The sequence below is a fragment of the Nesterenkonia suensis genome (assembly GCF_054782935.1).
On sequence record NZ_BAAGRN010000009.1, the window covers coordinates 180,716 to 207,082 of the forward strand.

At 69.3% G+C, this 26,367-nt stretch carries 22 protein-coding genes; 16 read left to right on the forward strand and 6 right to left on the reverse strand.

All coding sequences use genetic code 11. From position 1 onward, the window contains the following. Nucleotides 1-31 precede the first annotated feature (31 nt). From mscL to coaA, 3 genes are all read right to left on the reverse strand, one after another. Nucleotides 32-433, reverse strand: coding sequence for a large conductance mechanosensitive channel protein MscL (mscL, locus tag ACYVKI_RS09485; RefSeq protein WP_460690101.1), 402 nt, complete (start codon nt 431-433; stop codon nt 32-34). Nucleotides 434-539: 106 nt separating this feature from the next. Next, complete coding sequence (locus ACYVKI_RS09490) at nt 540-1,529, reverse strand: M15 family metallopeptidase (RefSeq protein ID WP_460690102.1); 990 nt, start codon at nt 1,527-1,529, stop codon at nt 540-542. 10 nt (nt 1,530-1,539) lie between these two features. Then, the gene (gene coaA / locus ACYVKI_RS09495) at nt 1,540-2,493 is read right to left on the reverse strand and encodes a type I pantothenate kinase (RefSeq protein WP_460690523.1); all 954 of its coding nucleotides are present in this window, start codon (nt 2,491-2,493) and stop codon (nt 1,540-1,542) included. 143 nt (nt 2,494-2,636) lie between these two features. On the opposite strand from coaA, the gene glmS reads away from it, so the two are divergent. The 10 genes from glmS (at nt 2,637) to tsaD (ending at nt 13,106) form a co-directional block, all read left to right on the forward strand. Next, entirely contained in the window at nt 2,637-4,508 is a 1,872-nt protein-coding gene (glmS, locus tag ACYVKI_RS09500; RefSeq protein WP_460690103.1) for a glutamine--fructose-6-phosphate transaminase (isomerizing), read from the forward strand. Between the two features lie 86 nt (nt 4,509-4,594). After that, complete coding sequence (locus ACYVKI_RS09505) at nt 4,595-4,951, forward strand: holo-ACP synthase (protein WP_460690104.1); 357 nt, start codon at nt 4,595-4,597, stop codon at nt 4,949-4,951. Between the two features lie 3 nt (nt 4,952-4,954). Beyond that, nucleotides 4,955-6,487, forward strand: coding sequence for an NAD(P)H-hydrate dehydratase (locus tag ACYVKI_RS09510; RefSeq protein WP_460690105.1), 1,533 nt, complete (start codon nt 4,955-4,957; stop codon nt 6,485-6,487). Beyond that, the gene (locus tag ACYVKI_RS09515; RefSeq protein WP_460690106.1) at nt 6,484-6,900 is read left to right on the forward strand and encodes a hypothetical protein; all 417 of its coding nucleotides are present in this window, start codon (nt 6,484-6,486) and stop codon (nt 6,898-6,900) included. Before ACYVKI_RS09510 ends, ACYVKI_RS09515 begins: the two co-directional genes overlap by 4 nt. A 134-nt stretch (nt 6,901-7,034) precedes the next feature. After that, on the forward strand, nt 7,035-8,303 hold the full coding sequence (alr, locus tag ACYVKI_RS09520; RefSeq protein WP_460690524.1) for an alanine racemase: 1,269 nt from the start codon (nt 7,035-7,037) through the stop codon (nt 8,301-8,303). After that, the gene (tsaE, locus tag ACYVKI_RS09525; protein ID WP_460690107.1) at nt 8,300-8,923 is read left to right on the forward strand and encodes a tRNA (adenosine(37)-N6)-threonylcarbamoyltransferase complex ATPase subunit type 1 TsaE; all 624 of its coding nucleotides are present in this window, start codon (nt 8,300-8,302) and stop codon (nt 8,921-8,923) included. The genes alr and tsaE overlap by 4 nt, the downstream gene beginning before the upstream one ends. Before the next feature lie 266 nt (nt 8,924-9,189). Further along, a complete protein-coding gene (locus ACYVKI_RS09530) occupies nt 9,190-10,536 on the forward strand; it encodes an SLC13 family permease (protein WP_460690108.1) in 1,347 nt (448 codons plus the stop codon). 73 nt (nt 10,537-10,609) lie between these two features. Beyond that, on the forward strand, nt 10,610-11,296 hold the full coding sequence (gene tsaB, locus ACYVKI_RS09535; RefSeq protein WP_460690109.1) for a tRNA (adenosine(37)-N6)-threonylcarbamoyltransferase complex dimerization subunit type 1 TsaB: 687 nt from the start codon (nt 10,610-10,612) through the stop codon (nt 11,294-11,296). A gap of 30 nt (nt 11,297-11,326) precedes the next feature. Continuing rightward, nucleotides 11,327-11,857 carry a ribosomal protein S18-alanine N-acetyltransferase gene (gene rimI, locus ACYVKI_RS09540; RefSeq protein ID WP_460690110.1) on the forward strand — a complete coding sequence of 177 codons (531 nt, stop codon included), beginning with the start codon at nt 11,327-11,329 and terminating at the stop codon, nt 11,855-11,857. 109 nt (nt 11,858-11,966) lie between these two features. Beyond that, on the forward strand, nt 11,967-13,106 hold the full coding sequence (tsaD, locus tag ACYVKI_RS09545) for a tRNA (adenosine(37)-N6)-threonylcarbamoyltransferase complex transferase subunit TsaD (protein WP_460690111.1): 1,140 nt from the start codon (nt 11,967-11,969) through the stop codon (nt 13,104-13,106). Between the two features lie 59 nt (nt 13,107-13,165). On the opposite strand, the gene ACYVKI_RS09550 is transcribed toward tsaD, so the two are convergent. Together ACYVKI_RS09550 and ACYVKI_RS09555 are read right to left on the reverse strand one after the other, a co-directional pair. Continuing rightward, a complete protein-coding gene (locus tag ACYVKI_RS09550; RefSeq protein WP_460690112.1) occupies nt 13,166-14,569 on the reverse strand; it encodes an aminotransferase class III-fold pyridoxal phosphate-dependent enzyme in 1,404 nt (467 codons plus the stop codon). Between the two features lie 48 nt (nt 14,570-14,617). Continuing rightward, on the reverse strand, nt 14,618-16,111 hold the full coding sequence (locus ACYVKI_RS09555) for a CoA-acylating methylmalonate-semialdehyde dehydrogenase (RefSeq protein ID WP_460690113.1): 1,494 nt from the start codon (nt 16,109-16,111) through the stop codon (nt 14,618-14,620). Between the two features lie 171 nt (nt 16,112-16,282). Here ACYVKI_RS09555 and ACYVKI_RS09560 point away from each other — a divergent pair, with 171 nt between their 5' ends. Next, nucleotides 16,283-17,905 (forward strand): PucR family transcriptional regulator, encoded by a 1,623-nt coding sequence (locus ACYVKI_RS09560; protein WP_460690114.1) that lies wholly within the window; start codon nt 16,283-16,285, stop codon nt 17,903-17,905. 114 nt (nt 17,906-18,019) lie between these two features. On the opposite strand, the gene ACYVKI_RS09565 is transcribed toward ACYVKI_RS09560, so the two are convergent. Then, nucleotides 18,020-19,609: a CitMHS family transporter gene (locus ACYVKI_RS09565; protein WP_460690115.1), complete on the reverse strand. Its 1,590-nt coding sequence runs from the start codon at nt 19,607-19,609 to the stop codon at nt 18,020-18,022. A gap of 164 nt (nt 19,610-19,773) precedes the next feature. On the opposite strand from ACYVKI_RS09565, the gene ACYVKI_RS09570 reads away from it, so the two are divergent. The 5 genes from ACYVKI_RS09570 (at nt 19,774) to ACYVKI_RS09590 (ending at nt 26,362) form a co-directional block, all read left to right on the forward strand. Then, nucleotides 19,774-21,438, forward strand: a complete 1,665-nt coding sequence (locus tag ACYVKI_RS09570; RefSeq protein WP_460690116.1) for an ATP-binding protein — start codon at nt 19,774-19,776, stop codon at nt 21,436-21,438. Further along, nucleotides 21,435-22,124 (forward strand): response regulator, encoded by a 690-nt coding sequence (locus tag ACYVKI_RS09575; protein ID WP_460690117.1) that lies wholly within the window; start codon nt 21,435-21,437, stop codon nt 22,122-22,124. The genes ACYVKI_RS09570 and ACYVKI_RS09575 overlap by 4 nt, the downstream gene beginning before the upstream one ends. A gap of 341 nt (nt 22,125-22,465) precedes the next feature. After that, nucleotides 22,466-23,548 (forward strand): ABC transporter ATP-binding protein, encoded by a 1,083-nt coding sequence (locus ACYVKI_RS09580; protein ID WP_460690118.1) that lies wholly within the window; start codon nt 22,466-22,468, stop codon nt 23,546-23,548. Next, entirely contained in the window at nt 23,545-25,260 is a 1,716-nt protein-coding gene (locus ACYVKI_RS09585; protein WP_460690119.1) for an ABC transporter permease, read from the forward strand. Before ACYVKI_RS09580 ends, ACYVKI_RS09585 begins: the two co-directional genes overlap by 4 nt. A 115-nt stretch (nt 25,261-25,375) precedes the next feature. Continuing rightward, nucleotides 25,376-26,362 carry an extracellular solute-binding protein gene (locus tag ACYVKI_RS09590; RefSeq protein WP_460690120.1) on the forward strand — a complete coding sequence of 329 codons (987 nt, stop codon included), beginning with the start codon at nt 25,376-25,378 and terminating at the stop codon, nt 26,360-26,362. Nucleotides 26,363-26,367: the final 5 nt, after the last annotated feature.

The following is a 26,367-nucleotide window of genomic DNA, read 5'->3' on the forward strand; positions in this document are numbered from 1 at the left end:
CGGCCGGGCGGTCCCTCGGGGACCGTGGAGCTCAGCGCGCGGACTGCTGCTGGAGCAGGTCCCGGATCTCGGTCAGCAGCTGCACGTCCGGTTCGACGTCCTCGGCATCCTCGAGGTCCAGGCCCAGGCGACGCTTCCGGGCCTCGATGATCTTGTTCATCGGCACCACGACGACGACGTAGATGGCCGCGGCGATGAGCAGGAAGTTGACCACCTGGGTCAGCAGCACACCGAAGAGGATGTCGTTGCCGTTGAGCGAGACGACGGCGAAGCTGTCGAAGTCGGGGGCCCCGACCAGGGCGGAGATCAGCGGCATGAGCACGTTCTCCACCAGGGCGTTGATCACCGCGGTGAAGGCGGTGCCGATGACGACGGCGACGGCGAGGTCCACGACGTTGCCCTGCATGATGAAGTCTTTGAATCCTTTGAGCATGCCCCGATTCTAGACAGGACGAGTCAGCCGCGTCCCCTGGTCGGGGCGTGAGAGAGACATGTCTCATCGTGGCCCCGCGCCGGCCCCGGGCGAGGGGGGGAGAGAATCAGTCCGGTGCGTCGCCGTCCTCGGGGTACTCCGGAGCCGCCGGCTCCTCCCAGAACTCCTCGAGGGTGAGGTCCTCCGCATAGACGGCCTCGGCGGTCTCCTCTCCGACATAGCGCAGATGCCAGGGCTCATAGGCGTAGCCGGTGATGTCCTCGGCGCCTTCCTGGTAGCGGATGATGAAGCCGAACCGGCGGGCGTTCTCCGCCAGCCAGATGCCCTCCTCAGTGTCGCCGAAGCAGGAGCCCAGCCCACAGGTCGGGTTGTCATGGGCGATGACATCGGCGGCCAGCCCGGTCTGATGCTCGGAATGACCGGGTCGGGCGGTGTACTCGTCAGCACCCTCCACACCCATCTCTGCGGCGCGCGCGTCGTAGAGCGTGCGCTGGTACTCGAAGGACCGGTAGGCGCTGGTCAGCGTGAGCTGAAGGTCCTCGGCGTCCGAGGCGTCGAACAGTTCCGCCAGCGCCTCGGCGGGTTCCTCGCGCAGCAGCATGCCCTCGCGCACCGAGCGCACCGGCGGGGTCACCAGATCATCGGGGCTGTAGTCCAGCGGGTCCAACGGATTGAGACGGTTGACCAGCACGTGGATGGAGTCCGGGTCGAAGGAGGCGTCGCTGACGCGGGGATAGAGGTCCTCCGGGTCCAGCGTCTGGGTCTGCCGCGGCTCCGGCTCGGGCCGGGCCTGCTCCTGCTCGGCGGCCAGATCGGTGCCCGCACCGGCGCCCGCGCCGCCATCCGCACCGGTGTCCTCGTCGGTGTTCTGCTCGTCCTGCCAGCCGCCCTCCGCGTCCTGCGGTGCGGAGGACTCCTGCTGGTCCGTCGAGCTGAGCGTGTCCACCAGCCGCGCTCCCAGCCAGCCGAGCCCGGCCATCAGCAGCACCAGCAGCACCACGGCGGCGATCCTGCGGCGGCGGATCACTGCCCGGGAGGGACGCGGGCGGCGGTTCACGCCAGCGGTGGGGCGAGGTGTCGAGGAGCTGGGGCTCACGGGAACGGAGTCACACCTTTCTCAGCAGGACGCGGGAGACCGAATGATCACGGTCCTTGCTCATCACCAGCCGCGCCCGGGACCGGGTGGGCTGGATGTTCTCCCGCAGGTTGGGACCGTTGATCCGGTGCCAGATGTCCGTGGCACGCTGCACCGCCTCCTGGTCGGAGAGGAACGAGTACTGGTGGAAGTAGCTCTCCGGATTCGCGAAGGCCCCGGTGCGCCACCGCATGAAGCGGTCCACATACCATTGTTCGATATGGCGCTGCTTCGCGTCCACATAGATGGAGAAGTCGAAGAAGTCGCTCAGCGCCAGGCCGGTCGTGCCGTCGGCGCGGACGCGGGCCGGCTGCAGCACGTTCAGCCCTTCGACGATCAGCACGTCCGGGCGTCTGATCACGACTTCCTTGTCCGGGACGATGTCGTAGTACAGATGGGAATACCAGGGGGCGCGCACTTCGGGTTTGCCGGACTTCACCTCGGAGACCATGCGCAGCAGCTTGCGTCGGTCGTAGGCCTCCGGGAAGCCCTTGCGCTCCATGAGTCCGCGGCGGCGCAGCTCCGCATTGGGGTACAGGAACCCGTCGGTGGTGACCAGCTCCACCCGTGGGGTGGAGGGCCAGCGGCGCAGCATCTCCTGCAGCACACGGGCGGTGGTCGACTTCCCGACGGCCACCGAGCCGGCCACTCCGATGACGAACGGGGTGCGGCGAGCATTGCCGCCCAGGAAGTCGTTGGTGGCCGCGCGCAGGTGCGCGGCCGACTCCACATAGATGGAGAGCAGCCGTGACAGGGGCAGGTAGATCTGTGAGACCTCGTCCAGGGAGAGGTGCTCTCCGATGCCGCGCAGCCGGTCGACGTCGTCCTGGTTCAGCGGCTGCTCGATGGTGTCGGCCAGCCGGGACCAGGCCCGGCGGTCCAGCTCCACGAAGGGCGAGTAATGGTCCGAGGCGTCGGCGGGCACCGGAGGTGATCCCGCCCACGGGGCGGTTCCCGCGACCTCCGCCGGCAGGGGACCGGTCGGGTGCGGCTCGGTGGGGACGGGGGCCGCCGGGCGGGGGTGTTCATCAGGGTGCGGTGACACGTGAACACGATACGCTATGTGGCATGTGTGGAATCGTCGGCTACATCGGCCTGCCTGAGAAGACTGCAGAACACAACGCACTCGACGTGCTGCTCGAAGGGCTGCGCCGACTGGAGTACCGAGGGTATGACTCGGCCGGTGTGGCGACCGTCGCCGGAGGAGACGTCGAGACGCGGAAGAAGGCCGGCAAGCTGGCCAACCTCCTCACCGAGATCGATGCGTCGCCCGTCTCCGAAGCCGCGGTCGGCATCGGACACACCCGCTGGGCGACCCACGGCGGCCCGACCGACCAGAATGCGCATCCCCACCTGGGGGACCAGGGTCGGCTGGCAGTGATCCACAACGGGATCATCGAGAACTTCGCCGAGCTCAAGGAGCGCCTGCGCGCCGACGGCTGCAGCTTCGACTCGCAGACCGACACCGAGGTGGCCGCCCAGCTGATCGGCCGACACTTCGCCGGCGACGCCGCCGGTGATCTCACCGAGGCGATGCGCCTGGCCTGTCAGGAGCTGGCGGGCGCCTTCACCCTGCTGGCGGTGCATGTGGATCAGCCGGATCGTGTGGTCGCGGCCCGCCGCAACTCCCCGCTGGTCGTCGGACTGGGCGAGGGCGAGAACTTCCTGGGCTCCGACGTCTCCGGGTTCATCGACTTCACCCGCGAGGCCGTGGAGCTGGAGCAGGACCAGATCGTCACCATCACCGCCGAGGACGTCGCCATCATCGGCTTCGACGGCGCTGAAGCCCAGGGCAAACGGTTCCGTGTGGACTGGGACGCCGCGGCCGCGGAGAAGGGCGGCTACGAGACCTTCATGGAGAAGGAGATCAACGAGCAGCCCAAGGCGGTGGAGGACACCCTGCTGGGTCGCACCGACGCGGAGGGCCGCCTCACCCTGGACGAGATGCGGATCGACGCCCAGGAGCTCAAGGACGTCCAGAAGATCATCGTGCTGGCCTGCGGCACCGCCGCCTACGCCGGCACGGTGGCGAAGTACGCGATCGAACACTGGTGCCGCATCCCGGTGGAGGTGGAGCTGGCCCACGAGTTCCGCTACCGCGACCCGATCATCGACGAGACCACCCTGGTGGTGTCCATCTCCCAGTCCGGGGAGACCATGGACACGCTGATGGCGGTCCGCTATGCCAAGGAGCAGGGGGCGCGCACCCTGTCCATCTGCAACACCAACGGGGCGACCATCCCGCGGGAGTCCGATGCGGTGCTCTACCTGCATGCCGGGCCGGAGATCGCGGTCGCCTCCACCAAGGCGTTCCTGGCGATGATCGCCGCCGCCTACCTGCTGGGTCTGTTCCTGGCGCAGCTGCGCGGTCAGCTCTTCCAGGGCCAGATCACCGACATCCTCGCGGACCTGCACAAGATCCCGGGCAAGATCCAGGAGATCCTGGACACCTCGGATCAGATCAAACAGCTCGCCCGCGAGATGAAGGACACCCCCTCGGTGCTGTTCCTGGGGCGGCATGTCGGCTATCCGGTGGCCATGGAGGGTGCGCTGAAGCTCAAGGAGCTGGCCTACATCCATGCCGAGGGCTTCGCCGCCGGTGAGCTCAAGCACGGCCCGATCGCCCTGATCGACGAGGGCCAGCCGGTCTTCGTGGTGGTCCCGTCCCCGCGCGGCCGGGATTCCCTGCATGCGAAGGTCGTCTCCAACATCCAGGAGGTCCGAGCCCGCGGGGCGAAGACCATCACCGTGGCGGAGTCCGGTGACGAGGCGGTCCGGGAGTTCTCCGAGGCGGTGTTCCGCGTCCCGGAGACTCAGCCGCTGCTGATGCCGCTGCTGACCACGGTGCCCCTGCAGATCTTCGCCTGTGCCCTGGCCAGTGAGAAGGGGTACGACGTGGACCAGCCGCGCAACCTCGCCAAGTCGGTCACTGTGGAGTGAGTCCCATGGAGGGCTTCCCCGCAGAACACCCCCGCAGAACACCCCCGCAGAACACCCCAGCAGATACAGCCGAAGGAGGGTCCGCTGTGATCGTCGGGATCGGTGTCGACGTCGTGCTCGTCACCCGCTTCGCCCAGCAGCTGACGAAGGCGCCCGCCCTGCGCGAGCGGCTCTTCGTCCCGGCGGAGCGTGGACTGACTGTCCGTTCGCTGGCGGCTCGGTTCGCCGCGAAGGAGGCGGTGGCCAAGGCGCTCGGCGCTCCGGCGGGCATGAACTGGCAGGACTGCCAGGTCGTGCTCGACTCCCGCGGTGCTCCCCAGGTGGAGGTGACCGGCACGGTCTCCGACGTGGCCCGGGCCCGCGGGGTGACGCACTGGCATCTCTCGCTGTCCCATGACGGCGACGTCGCCACGGCCATGGTCGTGGCCGAAGGGAAGGGCTGACCGATGGGCGCACCCGCACGGATCCCGCTGATCCCGTTGTACTCCGGCCGCCAGATCCGCGACGCGGAGGCTCCCCTGCTGGAGGCCGGGCACCGCGAGACGCTGATGCGCCGTGCCGCCTACGGCCTCGCCCAAGCCGTCCTCGAGCGGCTCCGCGCCATCCGGGGCTCCGTCTACGGGGCCAAGGTCACCGGACTCATCGGCTCCGGGAACAACGGAGGAGACGGCCTCTACGCCCTGGCGATGCTGCGCCGCCGAGGAATCGAGACGCATGCCGTGCTGATGCGCGACCGTGCCCATCAGGCCGGTGTGGAGACTTTCCTGGCCGCCGGAGGGAGGTTCGTCGACGTCGTCGACACCGACACCGACGCGCTGGTCGACGCGATCATCGGCACCGGCTCCCGGGTGGGCTTCGAGATGCCGCACATCCCCGGGCTGGGGGAGGTCCTCGCCGCGGAGTCCACCCAGGTGATCGCCTGCGACATCCCCTCCGGGGTGGACGTCGAGACCGGGGCGGTGGCCGGAGACGTGATCGCCGCCGACGTCACGGTGACCTTCGGAGGCATCAAATCAGGACTGGCGCTGGGCGAAGGCTCCCATGCGGCCGGGGAGATCCGCGCCGTCGACATCGGGCTGGGGGAGAACCTGCCCACCCCGGCGCGCTGGCTCGTGGGCGACGAACGCCTGCGGTCCACCACTCCGGACGCCGACCGCACTCCGGAGCCGCTCAGCAGGCCTCGCGTCTCTGCCCGGGACCACAAATACTCCCGCGGTGTGCTCCACGTGATCGCCGGCTCCGTGCAGTATCCCGGGGCCGCCCAGCTGACCGCGACGGCGGCGGTGACCTCCGGGGTAGGCATGGTCACGCTGCAGGCCCCCGAGGAGGTCCGCGAGCGGCTGAGCATCATGATGCCGGAGGTGGTCACCACCTCGGGCAAGTCCAGCGCCGTGCTGGAGCGGGCCACGGCCGCCGCGATCGGTCCCGGCATCTCTCGGGACGTCTTCCAGATCGCGGCGATGGGACGTGCGGTGGAATGGGCCGGCAAGGAGCACCCCTGCGTGATCGACGCCTCCGCCCTGGCCAACCTGGATGCTGAGTACTTCGCCGATGAGGACCTCGGGCCCAATGTGCTGCTGACTCCGCACGCCGGGGAGCTGCGCCGCGTCATGCGCCACACCCAGCACGAGGATCTGTTGGACGTCCTGGACCGAGACCCTGCGCGCGCTGTGGAGCAGCTCGCCTCCCGGCTCAACGTGACAGTGCTGCTCAAAGGGCCCTCCACGGTCATCGCCGCCCCGGACGGGCCGACCGTGGTGCACCGGGTCCACGCTCCGGGGCTGGCCACCGCCGGCTCCGGTGACGTACTCACCGGCATCATCGGATCGCTGGCCGCAGTGGATCCGCAGGCTCCCATGTGGCGTACCGCCGCCCTCGGGGTACGGCTGCACGCGGAGGCCGCCAAGCGGCTGGACCCCTATGGGTGCGGTGCGTTCGGGGCCGGTGAGCTGCTCTCCGCCGTCGGGCCCACTCGATGAGCAGCGCCGTTCCCCCCGTGCGCCCGATGGCCCGTCTGGTCTTCTGCGCCCTGGGGTCGCTCACCGCCGTCGCGCTCATCGTCATCGTCGCTGTGCCGGTGGAGGTGATGCTCGGTCGGATCTCCTCAGACCAGGCGCTCTATGCACTGGCCGTGCTGGTGCAGGGTCTGGCGCCGGTGAGCCTGGTGGGAGGGCTGCTGGGCGCCGCCCTGGGGATGTTCTCCCGGTGGCTGTCGGCCACCAGCCCGGTCGGCACGGCCGTGACCGCGGGCGCCACCGCCGTCGGCGTCGGCGCCTTGGTCACCTTCGGGCTGCTCTGGGCGCCGCTGGACCCGGTGCTGCAGGTGTTGTGGATCCTGCTGCTGGGCGCCGGCGTCGCCTGGGGCAGCTGGTTGGCCGACCGGATGCGCTGAACCGCTCGCTCCGCCGGCGCTGACGGGGTCGCCGTCGCCGGGGCCGCTGACGCCGCCGGACGCGGCGCCGGTGGCGCGACACCGGGCCTGCGGCTCGGAGACGCGAGCTGTCGCCGCGTAGAGTGGACGTCATGATGTCCACCCCCGGCACGCATGCCCGCGTGCCCGCACCGCTGCGGGGTCTTCCCGACGGGTACGAACGTGCGGCGATCATCGATCCCGCCGCGATCCGTCACAACGTGGAGACCATCGCCTCCTATGTCCGTCCCGCCAAGCTCATGGTCGCCGTCAAGGCCGACGGCTACGGCCACGGGGCGGTGACCGCGGCGCAGGCCGCCGTCGAGGCCGGGGCGGACTGGATCGGCGTCGCCCATGTGACCGAGGCCCTGGCGCTGCGTGACGCCGGGATCGACGCTCCGGTGCTGGCGTGGCTGCACACGTCGCAGACGGACTTCGCCGAGGCGATCAGCCGGAACATCGACATCGGCATCTCCGGCTGGGAGCTCGAGGAGGTCGCCGCCGCCGCCTCGGCGCTGCAGACCCCGGCCCATGTGCACCTGAAGATCGACACCGGTCTCGGCCGCAACGGCTGCACTCTGGCCCAGTGGCCGCAGCTGGTGGCCCGCGCCGTCGATCACCAGGACAGCGGACTGCTCTCGGTGGTGGGGATCTTCACCCACCTGGCGGTGGCCGATGAGCCGGACCGCCGGGAGACCGATGAACAGCTGGAGCTGTACCGGGAGGCGGTCCGGTCCGCGGAGGAGGCCGGGCTGAGCGTCTCACTGCGGCACGTGGCCAACACCCCGGCGGCGCTCTCCCGCCCGGATGCGCACTTCGACATGGTCCGGGTCGGGGTCGGCGTCTACGGGCAGAGTCCGTTCGCCGACCGTACGGCCGAGGAGCTGGGTCTGCGTCCGGCGATGGAGCTGCGCACCACCGTAGCCAACGTCAAGCAGGTGCCGGCCGGGCAGGGCATCAGCTACGGCCTCACCCACCGGGTGGACAGGCCGACCTCCTTGGCGCTGATCCCGCTGGGCTACGGAGACGGCGTCCCGCGGATCGCGGTGCATGCCCCGGTGCAGATCGCCGGCCGGGTGTACCAGTCCGTCGGGCGGGTGGCGATGGACCAGTTCGTGGTGGACCTGGAGGACACCGACACCGAGGTCGCCGTCGGGGACCAGGTGACGCTCTTCGGCGGGGACTCCGGGATCTCCGCGGCCGACTGGGGCCGGTCTGCGCAGACGATCAACTACGAGATCATCACCCGTATCGGGGGACGGGTCCCCCGGCTGGTGCTGGCGCCCCCGACGTCGACGACGCCCGGGGAGGCGGCCCTGCCGGCCAGATCCGACCGGCCGACCTCCGCGGGGTCCACGGCAGGCCCGGGGCAGGACAGGGCGTGAGCGGCCCGGCCACCGCCGGCGGTGCGGACCTGGTCCCCGAGCCGTGGCCCGGCCAGGCGTGGGTACGGCGTCTCGAGCTGGAGGACCTGGAGGACACCGCCGCACTGGGGCGTGCCCTGGCGGCGGAGCTGCGGGCTGGCGATCTGCTGATCCTCACCGGGGGTCTCGGCGCCGGCAAGACGACCTTCACCCAGTCGTTGGCCGAGGGACTCGGCGTCACAGGACAGGTCAGCTCGCCGACCTTCGTCCTGAGCCGGATCCACCGCGGCGGCGACTCGGGCGGGATCGACCTCGTCCACGTGGACGCCTACCGGACCGACGTCGGCGGCTTCGAAGACCTCGACCTCGCCGCGACCATGGACGGGGCGGTGACAGTGGTCGAGTGGGGTCGTCGGCTGGCCGAGTCCGCACTGGTGGGCCAGAACGGCTCCTGGCTGGACCTCGAACTGGTCGCCCCGCAGGTCGCGAGCGACCGGCCGGACTCAGGGCGGCCGGGGGCCGGCCCGGAGATCATCACGGACTTCTCGGAGTCTGCGGAGGACGTGCTCGGCGCCCTCCGCCAGGCGGTGCTGCGTGGCTACGGGCCGCGTTGGCAGGATCCGCCCGCCCTCGGCCGTTGAACGGCCTGCGCTCCACTCTCTCCGCGCAGGTCTGCGCGCCCCTTTCTCTCCGCACAGGTCTGCGCTCCACTCCTCACCGTCCCCTGCGCCCGCAGCCCTGGACTCCGGCGGTCCCCGGACTTGCATATGTCCTGGATCACAGTTTCAATAGGTGGGACGTGCTTGCCGTTACATGAAATGAGCCGAGGGTGGGGTGCCGTGATGTCCGGGCCCTCCGCCGGTCGAGCAGCGCGTTCTCCCGCTGTCGAGAATGAGGTGAACCGAGGGTGTCCGAACTCCTGAATCCGGTGGTGCTCTCCGTGCTGCTGCTGGCCGTGCTGAGCCTGGCACGGGTCAATGTGATCATCACGCTCCTGCTCGCCGCCCTGGCGGCGGGGCTGACCGGCGGCCTGTCCCTGGATGAGACCTTCTCGACGGTGATCGGTGGGCTCGGCGACCAGGGCGAGACCGCCCTGAGCTACATCCTGCTCGGCACACTGGCGGTGATGGTCTCCCGCTCAGGCCTCACGGAGAAACTCATCCGACGGGTGATGCCCCTGCTGCGCGGACCACGGGCGGTGGTGCTCTTCGCCATCGCCGGCCTGGCGTGCCTCTCGCAGAACCTCGTGCCGGTCCACATCGCCTTCATCCCGATCCTCATCCCGCCGCTGCTGAGCGTCTTCGACCGCTTCGAGTTCGATCGGCGGGCCATCGCCACGGCGCTGACCTTCGGGCTCAAGGCCCCCTATCTGCTGGTTCCGCTGGGCTTCGGACTGATCTTCCACAGCATCGTCGCCGACGAGATGGGCCGCCACGGCCTGGAGATCTCGCTGGGACAGGTGCCGCTGGCGATGGCGATCCCGGTGGCCGGGATGGTCGTCGGGCTGGCTGTCGCCGTGCTGGTCACCTACCGCAGGCCCCGTGTCTATCTCCCCGCCGAGGTCGGTGTCGACGGACCGTCGCCCGGGTCCCCGAGTGCGCGCAGCCTGGGCTCGGCACAGGACGCCCCGTCGCCCTGGGGGCGCAGCGACGTCGCGGTCCTCCTCGGGCTCGCGGTCACCCTGGCGCTGCAGCTGATCTACAGCTCCCTGGTGATCGCCGCTCTGGCCGGAATTCTGGTGATCTTCCTGGTCCGCGGGGAGCGCTGGACCTCCAGCGACCGGATCATCGACCGCGGTGTGGCCATGATGGGCACCATCGCCTTCATCATGCTGGTGGCCTCCGGCTACGCAGCAGTGCTGACCTCCACCGGCGCCGTGGACTCCCTGGTGGAGACCGCCGGCGGATGGATCGGTGACAGCCAGCTGCTGGCCGCGGTGCTGATGATGCTGGTCGGCGTGCTGGTGACTATGGGCATCGGCACCTCCTTCGGCACGGTGCCGGTGCTGGCTGCGATCTTCGTGCCGCTCGCCGCCAGCCTGGGCTTCAGCCCGCTGGCGACCGCCGCGCTCATCGGGGCCGCCGCCGGCATCGGCGACGCCGGATCGCCCGCCTCGGACAGCACGCTGGGCCCCACCTCCGGGCTCAACGCCGATGGTCAGCACAACCACATCTGGGACACCTGTGTGCCGACCTTCCTGCACTTCAACATCCCACTGTTCATCGGCGGAGTGACCGCCGCGATGGTGCTCTGAGGCCACGACGTCGGCAGGGTCTCTCGGTACGAGCAGGGCCTCGTCATCGGCGCGGACCCTCTACCATGGAGGGGTGCTTCTCGCGATCGACTCCTCCGCAGGTGCCTCCGCCGCCGTCGTGCACCACGGCGAGGTGCTGGCCTCCTGGCACACCGATGCCACCACCACCCACGCCGAAGTGCTGGCCACCGCAGTGCGTGAGGTGCTGGACCGCGCCGAGGTCACCGGCCCCCGGCTGGATGCCGTCGGCGTCGGGGTCGGGCCCGGCCCCTTCACCGGACTGCGGGTGGGACTGGTACTCGCCCACACCCTGGCCGAGGTCTGGCAGAAGCCGCTGCACGGCCTGTGCAGTCTGGACTCACCGGCCCGCCGCGCGATCCCCCACGGTCAGGAGGCCGGGGCTGAGTTCCTCGTCGCCGCCGATGCCCGCCGACGCGAGGTCTACTGGGGCCGGTACCGCGTCGTGGCGCTCGCGGATGGGGCGGGCGGGATGATCGCCGAGCGGGTGGACGGTCCACACGTCGGCCCCGCCTCCGCGCTGCCCGCAGTCGGCGCCGTCGGGGTCGGCGTCGCGCTCTATCCCGAGTGGCTCAGCCTGCCTGCCGGGATGCCGGCCGAGGCCGCCCAGTGGACCGCCGACGCCGCCGAGCTCGCGCTGATCGCCGAGGCTCACCCCCCGGCCCGCCGTGAGCCGCTGCCGCTGTACCTGCGGGAGTCCGACGCCAAGGTCCCTGCCGCCCGGAAGAAGGCCACCGCATGAAGAAGGCCACCGCATGAAGGGGCTGCGCGCATGACCGCCGCGCCCGCCGTCGAGCTGCGGACGATGACCGTCGAGGACGTCCCCGAGGTCCTCGCCCTGGAGCGGCGACTCTTCCCGCATGACGCCTGGCCCGAGCAGTTCTTCCTTCAGGAGCTCGCCCACACCCAGGGGGAGCGGGCGACCCGCCGCTACTGGGTGCTCACCGAGCCGGTGGAGGATGACCCGATCACCGATGAGCGGATCATCGGCTACGTGGGGATGATGTGCGTGCTGCCGCTGGCGGACGTGCAGACCATCGCCGTGGCGCCCGAGGCCCAGGGCCGCGGACTCGGCACCCGGCTGCTGCGCCTGGTGGTGGACACCGCCGCCGCCTGGGGCGCGGAGCAGGTGCTGCTGGAGGTCCGCGCGGACAACGACGGCGCCCAGTGTCTCTACGCCAGAGAAGGTTTCGTCCCCATTCACACGCGGCCCCGCTATTACTCGGACGGCGTCGACGCGCTGATCATGCAGAAGCCGCTGACCGACCTGGACGCCCCGACCTCGGCCTCCCGGCTGCGCTGAGACCCCCGACCCACACCCCGTTGAGAGGGTGCGTTTCGGCCGGAAAGAGGCCTGAGAACGACTCATTCAGGCCGAAACACACCCTCTCAACCTGGAGGAGAAGGACACGATGACTGAGCACACCGCATCCGCCAGCCCTGCATCTGCCGCCCCGCTGGTGCTGGGCATCGAGACCTCCTGCGACGAGACCGGTGTCGGCATCGTCTGCGGCACCGAGCTGCTGGCCAACACGGTGTCCAGTTCCATCGAAGAGCATGTCCGCTTCGGCGGGGTGATCCCGGAGATCGCCGCCCGCGCCCACCTGGAGGCCTTCGTGCCCACGCTGCGCCAGGCTCTGGAGACCGCCCAGGTCAGCCTCGACGACCTCGACGCGATCTCCGTGACCTCCGGGCCGGGCCTCGCCGGGGCCCTGATGGTGGGGCTCTCCGCCGCCAAGGGGCTCGCCCTGGCTGCGGACAAGCCGCTCTACGGCGTCAACCACCTGGTGTCCCATGTGGGAGTGGGACTGCTGGAGGGCGGGCCGCTGGTGGGGGACTCGAACCCGGACCGGCGCGCCGGCGTCACCGAGCTGCCGGTCGGCACCGGGGCGCTGCTGGTCTCCGGCGGGCACACCGAGATCCTGCGGGTCCGTTCACTCACCCGGGAGGTGGAGCTGCTGGGCTCCACCATCGACGACGCCGCCGGAGAGGCCTATGACAAGGTCGCCCGGCTGCTGGGGCTGGGGTACCCCGGTGGACCGAAGATCGATCGGCTCGCCGCCGACGGCGACCCGGAGGCCTTCCGCTTCCCCCGCGGGCTGACCCTGCCGAAGTTCGTCGGCACCGCTGAGCAGCCCGGTAAGCACCGGCACGATTGGTCCTTCTCCGGGCTGAAGACCGCGGTAGCCCGAGCGGTGGAGCAGTTCGAGGCCGCCGGACGGCCCGTGCCGACGGCGGACATCGCCGCCAGCTTCCAGGAGGCGGTGGTGGACGTGCTCACCGCCAAAGCGGTGCGCGCAGCTGAGGAGCACGGTATCACCACGCTGCTGCTGGGCGGGGGAGTGGCCGCCAACCGGCGGCTCCGCGAGCTGCTGGCGCAGCGCTGCGCCGACGCCGGCATCGAGCTGCGCATCCCGCCGGTCTCCCTCTGCACGGACAACGGAGCGATGGTCGCCGCGCTGGGGGCCCAACTGGTCGCCGCCGGTGTGGCGCCGTCGTCGCTGGACATCCCCGCCGACTCCTCCCAACCGGTGGACCGCATCAGCGTCTGAACACCCGGCTGGAGCTGCTCCGTCCGGCCGGAGTCCGGCCGGACGGGCCCAGCCCGGGATCAGCTGACGACGGCGCCGTCGGCGGTCTCCAGGGCACGGTCCAGGATCTCCAGCCCGGCGATCGCCTCGGCCTCGGTGATCGTGCAGGGCGGCACCACGTGGATGCGGTTGAAGTTCGCGAACGGCAGCAGGCCGAGGGCCTTGCACTCAGCCAGCACGGCGGCCATCTCCGGGCTGCCGCCCCCGTAGGGGGCCAGCGGCTCACGCGTGACCGGGTCCTTCACCAGTTCTACGGCCCAGAACATCCCGGCGCCCCGGACCTCGCCGACCGAGGGATGACGCTGCTCGATCTCTCGCAGCCGCGGGCCGATGACCTCCTCACCGATCCGCCGGGCGTTCTCCACGATGCCTTCGGCCTCCATGGTCTTGATCGTGGCCACCGCCGCGGCGGCGGCCAGCGGGTGACCCGAGTAGGTCAGGCCGCCCGGGTAGGGACGGTGGTCGAAGGTCTCACCGATCCGTCGGGAGATCGCCACCCCGCCCAGCGGCACATATCCGGAGGTCACTCCCTTGGCGAAGGTCAGCAGGTCCGGGACCACGTCGAAGTGCTCGATGGCGAACCAGCGGCCGGTACGCCCGAAGCCGGCCATGACCTCATCGGCGATGAAGACGATGCCGTACCGGTCGCACAGCTCACGCACCCCCTGCATGTAGCTCACCGGGGGGACCATGATCCCGGCCGTGCCGGGGACGGACTCCAGCACGAGGGCCGCGATCGTCTCCGGGCCTTCGAGGCGGATGGTCTGCTCCAGATGCTCCAGGGCGCGTGCGGCCTCCTCCTCCTGCGTGGCGGAGTGGAAGGACGAGCGGTAGAGGAACGGCCCGAAGAAGTGCACCGCTCCCGAGGCGCCGTAGTCGTTGGGCCAGCGGCGCGGATCCCCGGTCAGGTTAATCGCGGTGTCCGTGCCCCCGTGGTACGAACGGTACCGGGTGAGGACCTTGTACCGGCCGGTGTGCAGCCGCGCCATGCGCACCGCATGTTCCACCGCATCGGCCCCGCCGTTGGTGAAGAAGATCTGGTCCAGGTCCCCCGGAGTGCGTTCGGCGATCAGCTCGGCGGCACGGGACCGGGCGGCGTTGGCATGCTGCGGGGCGACGGTGCACAGGTCGGCGGCCTGTCGCTGGATGGCTTCGACGACGGCCGGATGCTGATGGCCGATGTTGGTGAAGACCAGCTGGGAGGAGAAGTCCAGCAGACGACGCCCGGTGTCGTCCCAGACGTAGCTCCCCTGAGCCCCGACGATGGTCATCGGGTCCAGCTCCGCCTGAGCGGACCAGGAGTGGAAGACATGCCGGCGGTCCAGCTCGTAGGTCCTCCGCGCCTGATCACGGGTGGCGGCGTCGACCGTGCGCTGCGGAGCGTCAGCCGGATGGGTCTCCTGGGCGGGGGTCCGAGGGGGCATGGTGGGTGGTCCTTCCTGGTCGGCTCAGCGGTGACCTGCGGTGCGGCATCAGGCGTTCTGGGGGAAGCCGAGCTGCAGGCCGCCGTGGCTGGGGTCCTGCCAGCGGCTGGTCACGGCCTTCGTTCGGGTGAAGAAGTGCACTCCGTGGACCCCATGGGCATGGGAGTCCCCGAACAGCGAGGCCTTCCACCCGCCGAAGCTGTAGTACGCCATCGGCACCGGGATCGGGACGTTGATCCCGACCATACCGACCTCCACCTCGTTCTGGAACCGCCGGGCCGCGCCGCCGTCGTGGGTGAAGATCGCCGTGCCGTTGCCATAGGGGTTCCTGTTGACCAGGGCCAGCGCCTCGTCATAGGACTCGACGCGCACCACGGAGAGCACCGGGCCGAAGATCTCCTCGGTGTAGAGGGGCATCTCTTCGCTGACGTGGTCGAACAGCGTCGGGCCCAGCCAGAACCCGCCGTCGAGCCCGGGGGCCTGCTGGCCGCGGCCGTCGACGACGAGCTCCGCCCCGGCGGCCTCGCCGACGTCGATGGCCCGGGAGACCTTGTCCCGATGCTCGCCGGTGACCAGCGGCCCCATGTCCGGTTCCTCGCTGCCGCGACCGATGGTCAGGCCGCGTGTGCGCTCAGCGATCTTGGCGACCAACTCGTCGGCGATCGGTCCCACGGCCACGCAGGCGGAGATCGCCATGCAGCGCTCGCCGGCGGAGCCGAATCCGGCGGAGACCATGGCGTCGGCGGCCAGGTCGAGATCGGCGTCGGGCAGCACGATGGCGTGGTTCTTCGCCCCGCCGAGCGCCTGGACCCTCTTGCCGGCGGCTGTGCCGGTGCGGTAGACGTACTCGGCGATCGGCGTGGAGCCCACGAAGCTGATCGCCTTGATGGTCGGGTGGGTCAGCAGCTCGTCGACGGCGGTCTTGTCGCCCTGCAGGACGTTGAACACGCCGTCGGGCAGGCCGGCCTCCTTCCACAGCCGCGCGATCCACAGCGACGAGGAGGGGTCCTTCTCCGAGGGCTTGAGCACCACGGTGTTGCCGGAGGCGATGGCCAGGGGGAAGAACCACATGGGCACCATGGCGGGGAAGTTGAATGGGCTGATGATGCCCACCGGGCCCAGCGGCTGGTGGATCGAGTAGGCGTCCACTTCGGTGGAGGCGTTCTCCGTGTGGCCGCCCTTGAGCAGGTGGGCGATGCCGCAGGCGAACTCCACGACCTCCTGACCGCGCCCGACCTCGCCGAGGGCGTCGGAGATCGTCTTGCCGTGCTCCCGCGAGATGATCTCGGCGAGCTCAGGCTTCCGTGCGTTGAGCAGCTCGCGGAAGGCGAAGAGCACTGCGGTGCGACGGGCCAGGGAGGTGTCGCGCCATCCGGGGAAGGCCGAACGCGCCGCCTCGATCACGGTGTGGGCGTCATCGGCGGAGGCCAGGGCGACCTCCGAGACGACCTCTCCGGTGGCCGGGTCGGTGACCGGGGCCCGGCGATCCGAGGTTCCGCTGAAGGGCTCGCCGTGGCGCCAGTGGGTGATCGTGGTGGTCATGAGGGGCTCCTTGCTGAGATCCGGGACGCCGGAACGCCGGGACGCCGCAGTTCCGGGGCCTGTCGTCCCGGCGGTCGGACTGACGGTGACAGGACCAGCCTGGCAGGGTGCGCCGAAGGCGTCGTCGGGCATGCTGTATGCACTTCACCGGGTGCTGTTTACACTGTGTCAATGGCTGTGACGCTGGCAGAGATCCTGGAGTTGGACGTGGTGCGCGCCGGTGCGCCGGAGGTGCTCAGCGACGGGGGCCTGGACCGGACCGTGCGCTGGGTGCACAGCAGCGGCGACGCGGACCTGTCGCATCTGCTTCCCGGCGGGGAGCTGGTCCTCACCACGGGCCGCACGCTGGCCGGCGAACCTCAGCGCTACCTGCGCGGCCTGGCCGATGCGGGCGCTGTCGGCCTGATGGTGGAGCTCCTCGATGAGCCCGAGGCTGACGTGGAGCAGCTCCTCCCTGCAGGTCTGGCCCAGCTGGCTCGCTCACTGGGTCTGATGCTGGTGGTGCTGCGGCGGGAGGTCCGTTTCGTCGAGATCACCGAACAGGTCCATCGGCGGCTGGTGGCCGAGCAGTACGACGAGGTGGCGTTCGCCCGTCGGATCTATGAGACCTTCACCGAGCTGGCCATGCATCGGGCCTCGGTGCCGGGGATCGTCCGGACCACTGCCGAGCTGCTGGACGCTCCGGTGGTGCTGGAGGACCTCACCCATCGGGTGGTGGGGGTCGCCGATGCCGGGCGGGAGATCAGCGGTCTGCTCGGCCGGTGGGCGGCGGAGTCGCGGAGCCTCAGTCAGGATACGGCGAGGATGTGGCACCCCGTCGACGTCGGCGGTCGGCAGAATCCCTGGGGGAGGCTGATCGTCGTCGAGCCCCAGATGCGGCGTGCCCGGGTGGAGATGGTCCTGGAGCGCGCCGGCCAGGCGCTGCATCTGCAGCGCATGCAGGATCGCAGCGGGGAGGACCTGCATCAGCAGGCCCATCGTGACCTGTTCCAGGACGTGCTGGACGGACGGGTGGGGCCGCTGCAGGCCCAGACCCGTGCCGCGGCGATGGGGCTGGGCCGGGTTCCGGCCTATCTGGCGGCGGTCGCCCGGCTCCCGGCGGAGACGCCGGGTCGCGGACCGGCCGGCGAGGGCCGCCCGCCGCGGGCACGGCGGCTGCACGACACGCTCTCGGCCACCATCCGCTCTCAGGGGCACACTGGGCTGCTCTCCACCGCCGACGATGGTGCGGTGCATATGGTGCTCGCGCTGCGGACCCGCGCCCGGACGAGCGTGGCCCAGCAGATGCGGCTGCTGGGGCGGGAGATGCGCCGTCACGTCGAGCAGACCTGCGCCGCCCCGGGGCTGGTGATCGGACTCGGCGACCCGGCAGACGACCTGTTCGAGGCGATCCTCGCCACGCCGCATGCGGCGCAGGCCTCTCTGGCCGCGCTGACGCTGCCCGTCTCGGCGGAGGCCTGCCACAGCTTCGCGGATCTGCGCTTCCGGGGGCTGGCCACGTTGCTGCGTGATGATCCGCGCGCCCAGCGGTTCGCCGAGGCTGAGCTCGGTCCGCTGCTGCTGGACGACATCCGTCGAGAGGGGAGATCGATGGACGTGCTGCGCAGCTACCTGCGGCTGGCCGGGAACAAGTCTGCTGTGGCGCAGGCGCTGCACATGAGTCGCCCGGCGCTCTACAGCCACCTGGAGAGGATCCAGGAGGTCTTGGGAGTCTCCTTGGACGACGGCGAGTCACGCAGCTCCCTGCATGCGGCGCTGATGATCCATGACGCCGCCACCGCAGCCTCGACCTGAGACACGAGTCGGCCTGGAGCGTGGGGTCCTCGACTCGAGCGAATCGAGCACCTCACACTCCAGACCAACTCAGCGGCTGCGGACCGCCTCAGCGTGGCGTCGGCCGGACGGGCCTCAGCTCCAGGGGATGAAGCCCAGCGCCAGGGCGAGCACCAGGACCACCACGGAGAAGACCCACATGGGGAGGAACGAGTAGCGGATGTGCTTGCCGATGTCGCAGCCGGCCAGGCCCAGGGCCAACCAGAGGGCTGCGGAGAACGGGCTGATGAATGTGCCGATGATGTTGCCCACCAGCACCGTGTAGACCACCGAGAGGGTGCCGACGCCGGCCTCGGCGGCGATGCCCTCCACCACGGGCAGCAGGGCGAAGTAGTGGGCGTCGGTGCTCAGCAGCAGCTCCAGCGGCAGGCCGAAGAACCCGACGATCAGGTGCAGGTAGGGGACCAGGGCTGTCGGCAGGATGGCGACGGCGTCGGTGGCCAGAGAGTCCAGCATCCCGGACTCGCCGAGGATGCCGAGGAAGCAGCCGGCGGCCAGCACGATGGCGCCGGTGGCCACGGCGCTGCCGCCATGGGCCTTGATGGTCTCCATCTGATCCTTGACCCGCGGGTGGTTGACCATCAGGGCGGCGCTGAGGCCCAGCATGAAGGCCAGGGGCGCCGGCAGGATGTCGGAGACCAGCAGGGCCAGCATGCCCAGCACCAGGACGGTGTTGACGATCATCCGCCACCGCGGGGTGCGGACGGGGGCGTGCTCGCCCCAGACGTCGTCGTTCTCACCGGCGTACTTCTCGTCGGCGGCATCGTCACCCGACGCGGAGGCATCGTCACCCGACGCGGAGGCATCGTCACCCGACGCCGAGGCGCCGTTGTGCTGGCCGGTGGACGTCGTCGGGGTGGTGGGGATGCTGCGGGTCTCCCCGGCCAGGGCGGCGGTGCCGGCGATGGTGTCGGTGGCCTGGGTCCGGCCGGACTTCGCGCCGACGGCGACCAGCTCGCGCTCGTCCTGCGAGGTGGTCGATTCAGCGTCCTCGGTGCGGGCCTCGGCGTCGTCGGCGACGTGGTCCTGCACAGGGGCGCCGCCGCGGGCGGCGATGCGGCGCTGCTCGCGCAGGCCCAGCAGTACGGCGGCGACGACCAGCAGCACCAGGCAGAGGATCTGCACGGGGATCAGTCCGCGCCACAGCTCCACCGGATCGATGCCGACGACGGCGGAGGAGCGGCCGACCGGTCCGCCCCAGGGCAGCATGTTGAGCACGCCCATGCTCATCCCGGCGAGCAGCAGGAGCAGGTAGGGGCTCATGCCCAGGTGACGGTAGAGCGGCAGCAGTGCGGGGATGACGATCAGGAAGGTGGAGGCTCCGGCACCGTCGAGGTGGCAGATCGCGGCGAGCAGCACGGTGCCCACGCAGATCGCCACCACGTTGCCGCGGGTGAGCTTCACCGTCAGCCGCACCAGTGGGTCGAAGAGGCCGGCCTGGTTCATGATCGCGAAGAAGAGGATCGCGAAGACCAGCATCACGGCGACGTTGAGCACCGAGCTGAGGCCTTCGCTGAAGAAGTCGCCGATCTCGGTGAAGGTGAAGCCGGCGACCAGCGCGCCGGTGACCGGGATGACCGTGAGACCGACGATGGGGGCGATGCGCCCGAGGATCAGCAGCGTCGTCATGGTGACGATCACTGCCAGACCGATGAGGCTGAGCATGGGATTCTCCTGGGGACGGGGTGCGGCGTGACGAGCGTCGCGCCTGTGATCTCTGTGACAGCATGGTCCCTATGTGACCCGCGCCACTGTTTTGTGCATCCCTGCGCCATAGTGGTCATAGTGGTCATGGCAGGTGTCTCGGCAGGCGGCGGAGGAGGGCCCCGATGGGTGCGAGGAGGCGAGGTGTCCTGCCGCGCGGCGAGATCTCCCTGGTCGCCCGGCTGTTCCGCTGGAACATGGCGCTGCTCATCGGAGCCGTGCTGACGGTGATCCTGCTCTGGGGCGTGGTCCAGTATGTGGAGGCCCGTCAGCAGTATGAGCAGCGGGTGCTCACCATGGCGGAGTCCGTGGCGGTGATGCCCACTGTCCAGGAGGCGCTGCAGACCGAGGATCCCTCCGAGATCCTGGCCCCGTGGGCCGAGCGGCTCCGGGAGGCGGGCGGCTTCGAATACATTATGATCGCCGACCGTGACGGGATCAGGCAGTCCCATCCGGATCCGTCGGCGATCGGTCATCGCCCCAGCCTGGATCCTGCGCCGGTGCTCGCCGGTGAGACCTGGACAGGGGTCGAGCATGGCCATGCCGGGCTCACGATGCGGGCCCGGGTCCCGGTCTTCGACGAGGGTGAGGACGTGATCGGCTATGTCTCGGTGGGCATCCTCGCCTCCGAGGTGCGGCTGGCCTCGGTGCAGACCCTTCCGCTGATCCTCGCCGTGGCACTGTTCGCCGTCGGAGCCGGTGGTGTGGGCGCCCGTCTGCTGGCGCGGCGGCTGCGGGCGGACACCCATGGTCTGGAGCCGCGAGAGATCACTGCTCTGCTCGACGGGCGTGAGGCGCTGCTGCATGCGATCGGCGAGGGGGTCATCGCCCTGGACGTGGAGCATCGCGTGGTGCTGGCCAACACTCCGGCGCGACAGCTGCTCCGGCTGCCCGAGGACCACCTGGGCCGCACTCCGGCCCAGCTGGGGCTCAGCGCCGAGGCCGAGGCTGTGCTCAGCGGCCCGGAGGCCGGAGAGGACCTGCTGCTGGGCGTGCACGGGCGGATTCTGGTGTGCAATCGCCGGCCGGTGCGGGTGCGAGAGGCCGACGGCGGCGTCGTCGTCACCCTGCGCGACCGCACGGAGCTCACCCGGCTCACCGATCAGCTCGACGGCGCCCGCACCGTCACTGAAGGTCTGCGCGCCCAGCGCCATGAGTTCGCCAACCGGATCCACACCGTCTCCGGAATGCTGGAGCTCGGCGCGGTGGACCAGGCCCGGGACTATCTCTCCGAGCTGTCCACCGCCACCTCGGGCGCCGACGCCGAGATCGCGGCCCGGCTCGGGGACATGGCTGTGGCGGCCCTGGTGCTGGCCAAATCCGTCCAGGCCGCCGAGCGGGGCGTGCAGTTCAGCCTGTCCGAGCTCTCCCACCTGCCCGAGGATCAGCCCGAGGACCTGCGTGACGATCTGCTGCTGGTGCTGGGCAACCTGGTGGACAACGCCATGGATGCGGCCGGTCCCGCCGGCTGGGTGGAGCTGTTGGTTCGCCGCCACGGGGAGGTCGCCGGCGATGCGGCCGATCACGCGCAGCCCGAGGCCGGCGTCGTGGAGGTCCGCGTCATCGACTCCGGCCCCGGTCTGGATCCCGGCATCGCCGAGGAGATCTTTCGGGTGGGGCGCAGCACCAAGGGTGACGGCGGCCGGCGCGGGATGGGTCTCGCCCTGGTGCACCAGGCCTGCCTGCGCCGCGGCGGCTCGATCACCGTGGAGGATGACGAGGAGACCACGTTCTGCGCCTATCTGCCGGTGCGGCCGACTCCGGCCCCGCCCAGGAGGGAGACCCTGTGACGTATGCGGTGCTGATCGTCGACGACGACGTCCGTGTGGCGCACAACCACCGTCAGCTGGTGGAATCGCTTCCCGGTTTCAGCGTGGTCGGAGTGGTCCACACCGGGGGCGAGGCGCTGGAGGCGGTGCGGCACCATCGCCCGGACCTGCTGCTGTTGGACCTGTTCCTGCCGGACAGGACCGGCCTCACCGTCCTGGAGGAGCTGCGGAGCCTGGCCTGGCGGCGGGAGGTCGGCGTCGTCGACGCCGTCATCATCACTGCCCTGCGCGACGTGGACCATGTCCGCACCGCCATGGCGCTGGGCGCCCTGCATTTCCTCATCAAGCCGTTTCCGCTGCGTCAGCTCCGCGACCAGCTCGAACGCTATGCCGCGGCCCGGAAGCGGATGGACGCGATGTCCACCGTCACCCAGTCCGACATCGACGCGCTGTTCGGCACTATGCATCCGCGGGCCTCCCGGTCGATGCCCAAGGGACTGACCGCTGTCACCGCGGAGCGTGTCGCCGAGGCGCTGCGAGCGACCGAGGAGGACGTCTCCGCCACGGAGCTCTCCGAGGCCACCGGCATCGCCCGGGTCACCGCCCGGCGTTATCTGGAGCACCTGTGCTCCGAAGGGCGGGCAGAGCTGACCCTGCGCTACGGGCAGGCGGGACGGCCCGAGCACCGTTACCGCTGGGTGCCGTGAGGCGGATGCGCCCCGAGTGGGCCTCGCGTGCAGCGGTGCGTTCTGGCGACGAAGATGTACTCCTGATCTGATGTAGTGATGATTACTTTTCTCACCTATGAGTGAGTGGCTTGGGTGCCTCGACGTGCTGAGGATCCGCCAAAGATTTCGAATAGTCCCAGGTCAATACCCTTACGAGCCAAAGTTTTGACGGGATCCTTCATGTCGTCCGCGGCGTCGTGGGGATGGAACGACGAGCACTGCACCCCTCATTGGGTCAACTTGTATTTACAGGTAGGCCTCCTGGTGTTATGTTGATCACACACCAGGAATCACCGCACCTGTGCCGAGAGGGGCCTCGCATGACCGCGATACATCTGGATCAGCTCACGGTGGCCTATGGGGAGACCAAGGTCATCGAGAATATGGATCTCACCATCCGCGACGGAGAGTTCTTCACCCTGCTGGGGCCATCGGGTTGTGGAAAGACGACTCTGCTGCGGACCATCGCGGGATTCATCTCGCCGGCCGGCGGCATGATCGCCTTCGGAGACCGAAACGTCACCAACGTGCCGACCTACCAGCGCAACATCGGGATGGTCTTTCAGGACTATGCGCTGTTCCCGGACAAGACGGTCGCCACCAACGTGGCGTACGGTCTCAAGGCTCGAGGAATCGACCGCGCTCGAATCCCCGGCCTGGTGTCCGACGCGCTGGATCAGGTCGGAATGGCTGGCTTCGAGGATCGTCTCCCCGGGGCGCTCTCCGGGGGACAGCGGCAGCGGGTGAGCCTCGCCCGGGCCCTGGTCATCCGGCCCAGCGTGCTGCTGATGGACGAGCCGCTGTCGAACCTCGACGCCAAGCTGCGGGTGCAGATCCGCGAATCCATCTCTGATCTGCAGAGGGAGCTGGGGATCACCACGGTCTTCGTCACCCACGATCAGGAAGAGGCGTTGGCGATGTCAGATCGCATCGCCCTGTTCCGCTCCGGTCAGATCGAGCAGCTGGGAAGTCCTGACGAGATGTACCGGGAGCCGCTCTCCGCCTATGCGGCGGACTTCATCGGTGCCGCCAACGTCCTTCCGGTCACCGTCACCGACGATTCCCTCGCCGAGTCCGGGAGGCAGGTCACCGTCATGCTCGGAGAGCATCCCCTGCGTGGACGGCGGCAGACCGAGCTCACCGCCGGAGACGCCTATGCGATCGTGCGCCCCGAACATGTGCGGCTTTCCGCCATGGGCGCTCCGCAGGACCACCAGAGCACGCCCGTGAGGGGAGAAGTCATCCGACGACAGTTTCTGGGGAGGGTGCAGAAACACAGCGTCAAGCTCGCCACGGGAGGGCAGGTCGAGACCTTCGAGTCGGCGATGGGGCCGGGTTTCGCCACAGGTGACGAAGTGCAGGTGCTCTTCCCTGCAGCGGAGACGCTGGTGATGGCGTCATGAGTGCGACGCCGACGCTGCACACGTCCGCACCCGAGACCCGAGCCTTCCGCATCACTGCGGAGAAGAGACGGCGCCAGTTCTCTCCCTGGCTGATGCTCACGATCGTCGCGATGGCGCTGCTGGCGCTCTTCCTCGGATGGCCCATCGTCAACATATTCCTGAGTTCATTCCTCGGCAGCGAGGCGGGGCCGCTGGACGGGTGGGTGGAGTTCTTCACCGAACCGCAGTATCTGCGTGCTGTCGGCAACACCCTGCTGCTCGCGGCGATCGTGACCCTGATCGCGACGTGTCTGGGTGTCTTCCTGGCCTACTTCACGGCACGGCATTCCTTCTGGCTCAAGTCAGTGCTGGCGGTTCTCCCGCTGACCGCGATTCTGGTCCCGGAGGTCATCGTCACTCAGGCATGGCTCATGTTCCTGGGCAACAACGGCTTCCTCACACGGTTCCTGCGGGATTCTCTGGGGATGGAGCCGCCGTCGTTGTACGGGTGGCCCGGGCTGATCCTGATCTTGCCGCTGCTCTACTACACCTACGTGTACCTGGGGACGCTGGCGGCGTTCCAGGGGTTCGACGCCCAGCTCGAAGAAGCGGCCATGAGCCTGGGGTCGTCGCCGCTGAAGGCGAGACTGCAAGTGACGATCCCAGTCATCTTCCCTGCAGTCGCCGCGACGTCGCTGCTCGTGTTCACTCTGACGCTGGGGAACTTCGCGACGTCGACGATCATCGGCGGGCCCGTGGAGCTGTTGGCGCCGCTGACATATCGTGTCTTCCTCGCCGAGACCGGCGGCGATCCCATGATGCAGTCGACACTGGCCACTGTGGCCATCGCGATCGTGGCGACGGTGCTGTTCATCCAGCGGGTGACAGTCGGTCGGAAGAAGTACGACATGGTGCAAGGCAGGTCCTGGACCCCGATCACGCCGCGGGGGATCAGGGGCGCAGCGCAGGCGGTGATCGCCGGGGCCATCCTGCTGGCCTCCACGCTGCCCCTGATCATGGTCGTCGTCATCGCTTTCACCGCCTCCAGCGGTCCGGTCCTCCACTGGGGCGAGTTCTCCCTGGACAGCATCACCACTGTGCTCGCCCGGGAGCCTCAGCCGATCCTCAATACGCTGATGTTCGGCGGACTGGCCTGCCTCATCGGAGTCATCGTCAGCGCCATCGTCTCGGTGATCATCGTCAAGAAGAAGAACTTCCTGACGCCCTATCTCGACTACATCGTCATGCTGCCTATGGCGATGTCCGGGACCGTCCTCGGCATCGGCATGATGACGGCCTTCGGGACCGGCAGCGGACCGCTGTCGCTGGGGGGAACCGCTGCGATCATCGTCCTGGTGTTCGTCATCCGACGGCTCCCTCACGGCATCCGCAGCGCCTCAGCGACCCTGCACGCGATTCCCGACTCCCTCGAGGACGCCTCGATCAGCCTCGGCGTCAAGCCGTTCCGCTCCTTCATCAATGTGGTACTGCCCCTGATGGTCCCTGGCATCGCCGCGGCCACGGTGCTCACGTGGACCACGATCATCGCGGAGCTCTCCGCGTCGCTGGTGGTGTACTCCGCCGGCAAGGAGACCATCACGATCAAGGTCTTCCAGCTCATGGGCACCGGGCTCAACGGGCAGGCTGCGGCCTATGGACTGATCCTTGTCCTGCTCGCCGTCATCCCGCCCATCGTCGCCACCAAGGTCTTCAAGATTCGACTGTTCTCCTGACCCAGACGATGTGAAAGGAGGGGGGGGGGATCACCCCTGGTCCGGACCTGAATCTGCCCGACTCAATCCCATCCTGCAGACCCGCACGGGCTGCACTGTTGAAAGGTCATCACCCATGAAGCCACACCCTCTGATCCCCCTCGTCGGTGGTCTCTCAGTGGCCGCCTTGGCCATCACTGGCTGCGCCGACGGAGAGAACGCCGAGACTGCTGTCATGTACAGCTCCAACAACGAGACCACGATCGGCGTGGTCGTCGACGCCGCCTCGGCTCTGGACGATCCGCTCGCCGTCGACGTGGTCACGGGCAGCTCTGGCCCGTTGCTCGAACGGATCCAGGCCGAGGCGCCGGACAGCGCCGCCGATGTCTTCTACAGCGCCCCGTCCGTGATGTTGGAGAGGTACGAGGAGCACATCGAGCCCTATCGGTCACCGGAGGCGGACTCGATCCCAGACGAACTGGCGGATCCCGATGATCGCTGGGTGGCCACCAACACGCATGTCGTCGCCTTCATGGTGAACACCCATCAGATCGACGATGGAGAGGCTCCCCGGACATGGGAGGAACTCGCCGGTCCGGACTGGGAGGGGCAGATCGTCGTGGCGGACCCCGCCCAGTCGACCACCGCGCTGACGGCACTCTACGGTGCGTACAAAGTCCTCGGTGACGACACGTTCGTCGACCTGGCGGAGAACCTCGAGGTCACGGAGAGCTCCGGCAACGTCTACCCCGCAGTGGCGCAGGGCGAATACGCCGTGTCGATCGGGTATGAGTCCAACATCTACCCGTACATCGCCGGCGGACAGGACGGCGTGGAGATGGTCTACCCGGAGGACGGCACGTTCGTCGAACATGACTCGGTGATGATCGTCAAGGACGGCCCCAACCCGGAGGCGGCCGAGCGGCTCGTCGACGTGATCCTGTCGCAGGAGGCCCAGGAGGAGAACCTGACCCAGTCCTTCCGGCGCCCGGTCCGTGAGGACATCGACCCGAGTGCGTTCGTGGAGTTCGAGCGTCTGGACGATCTCCTCGTGGTGGACATCCACGGCGCCGAGGATGACGCGGGGCGCGACGAGTTCCTGGACCTCTGGGGGAGCCTGTGAGCAGC

Bases quoted from the DNA above. Each gene is read 5' to 3' on its own strand.
- mscL (WP_460690101.1), bottom strand. From the start codon at position 433: ATGCTCAAAGGATTCAAAGACTTCATCATGCAGGGCAACGTCGTGGAC.
- glmS (WP_460690103.1), top strand. From the start codon at position 2,637: ATGTGTGGAATCGTCGGCTACATCGGCCTGCCTGAGAAGACTGCAGAA.
- ACYVKI_RS09510 (WP_460690105.1), top strand. From the start codon at position 4,955: ATGGGCGCACCCGCACGGATCCCGCTGATCCCGTTGTACTCCGGCCGC.
- ACYVKI_RS09515 (WP_460690106.1), top strand. From the start codon at position 6,484: ATGAGCAGCGCCGTTCCCCCCGTGCGCCCGATGGCCCGTCTGGTCTTC.
- alr (WP_460690524.1), top strand. From the start codon at position 7,035: ATGTCCACCCCCGGCACGCATGCCCGCGTGCCCGCACCGCTGCGGGGT.
- rimI (WP_460690110.1), top strand. From the start codon at position 11,327: ATGACCGCCGCGCCCGCCGTCGAGCTGCGGACGATGACCGTCGAGGAC.
- tsaD (WP_460690111.1), top strand. From the start codon at position 11,967: ATGACTGAGCACACCGCATCCGCCAGCCCTGCATCTGCCGCCCCGCTG.
- ACYVKI_RS09550 (WP_460690112.1), bottom strand. From the start codon at position 14,569: ATGCCCCCTCGGACCCCCGCCCAGGAGACCCATCCGGCTGACGCTCCG.
- ACYVKI_RS09555 (WP_460690113.1), bottom strand. From the start codon at position 16,111: ATGACCACCACGATCACCCACTGGCGCCACGGCGAGCCCTTCAGCGGA.
- ACYVKI_RS09560 (WP_460690114.1), top strand. From the start codon at position 16,283: ATGGCTGTGACGCTGGCAGAGATCCTGGAGTTGGACGTGGTGCGCGCC.
- ACYVKI_RS09565 (WP_460690115.1), bottom strand. From the start codon at position 19,609: ATGCTCAGCCTCATCGGTCTGGCAGTGATCGTCACCATGACGACGCTG.
- ACYVKI_RS09570 (WP_460690116.1), top strand. From the start codon at position 19,774: ATGGGTGCGAGGAGGCGAGGTGTCCTGCCGCGCGGCGAGATCTCCCTG.
- ACYVKI_RS09580 (WP_460690118.1), top strand. From the start codon at position 22,466: ATGACCGCGATACATCTGGATCAGCTCACGGTGGCCTATGGGGAGACC.
- ACYVKI_RS09585 (WP_460690119.1), top strand. From the start codon at position 23,545: ATGAGTGCGACGCCGACGCTGCACACGTCCGCACCCGAGACCCGAGCC.
- ACYVKI_RS09590 (WP_460690120.1), top strand. From the start codon at position 25,376: ATGAAGCCACACCCTCTGATCCCCCTCGTCGGTGGTCTCTCAGTGGCC.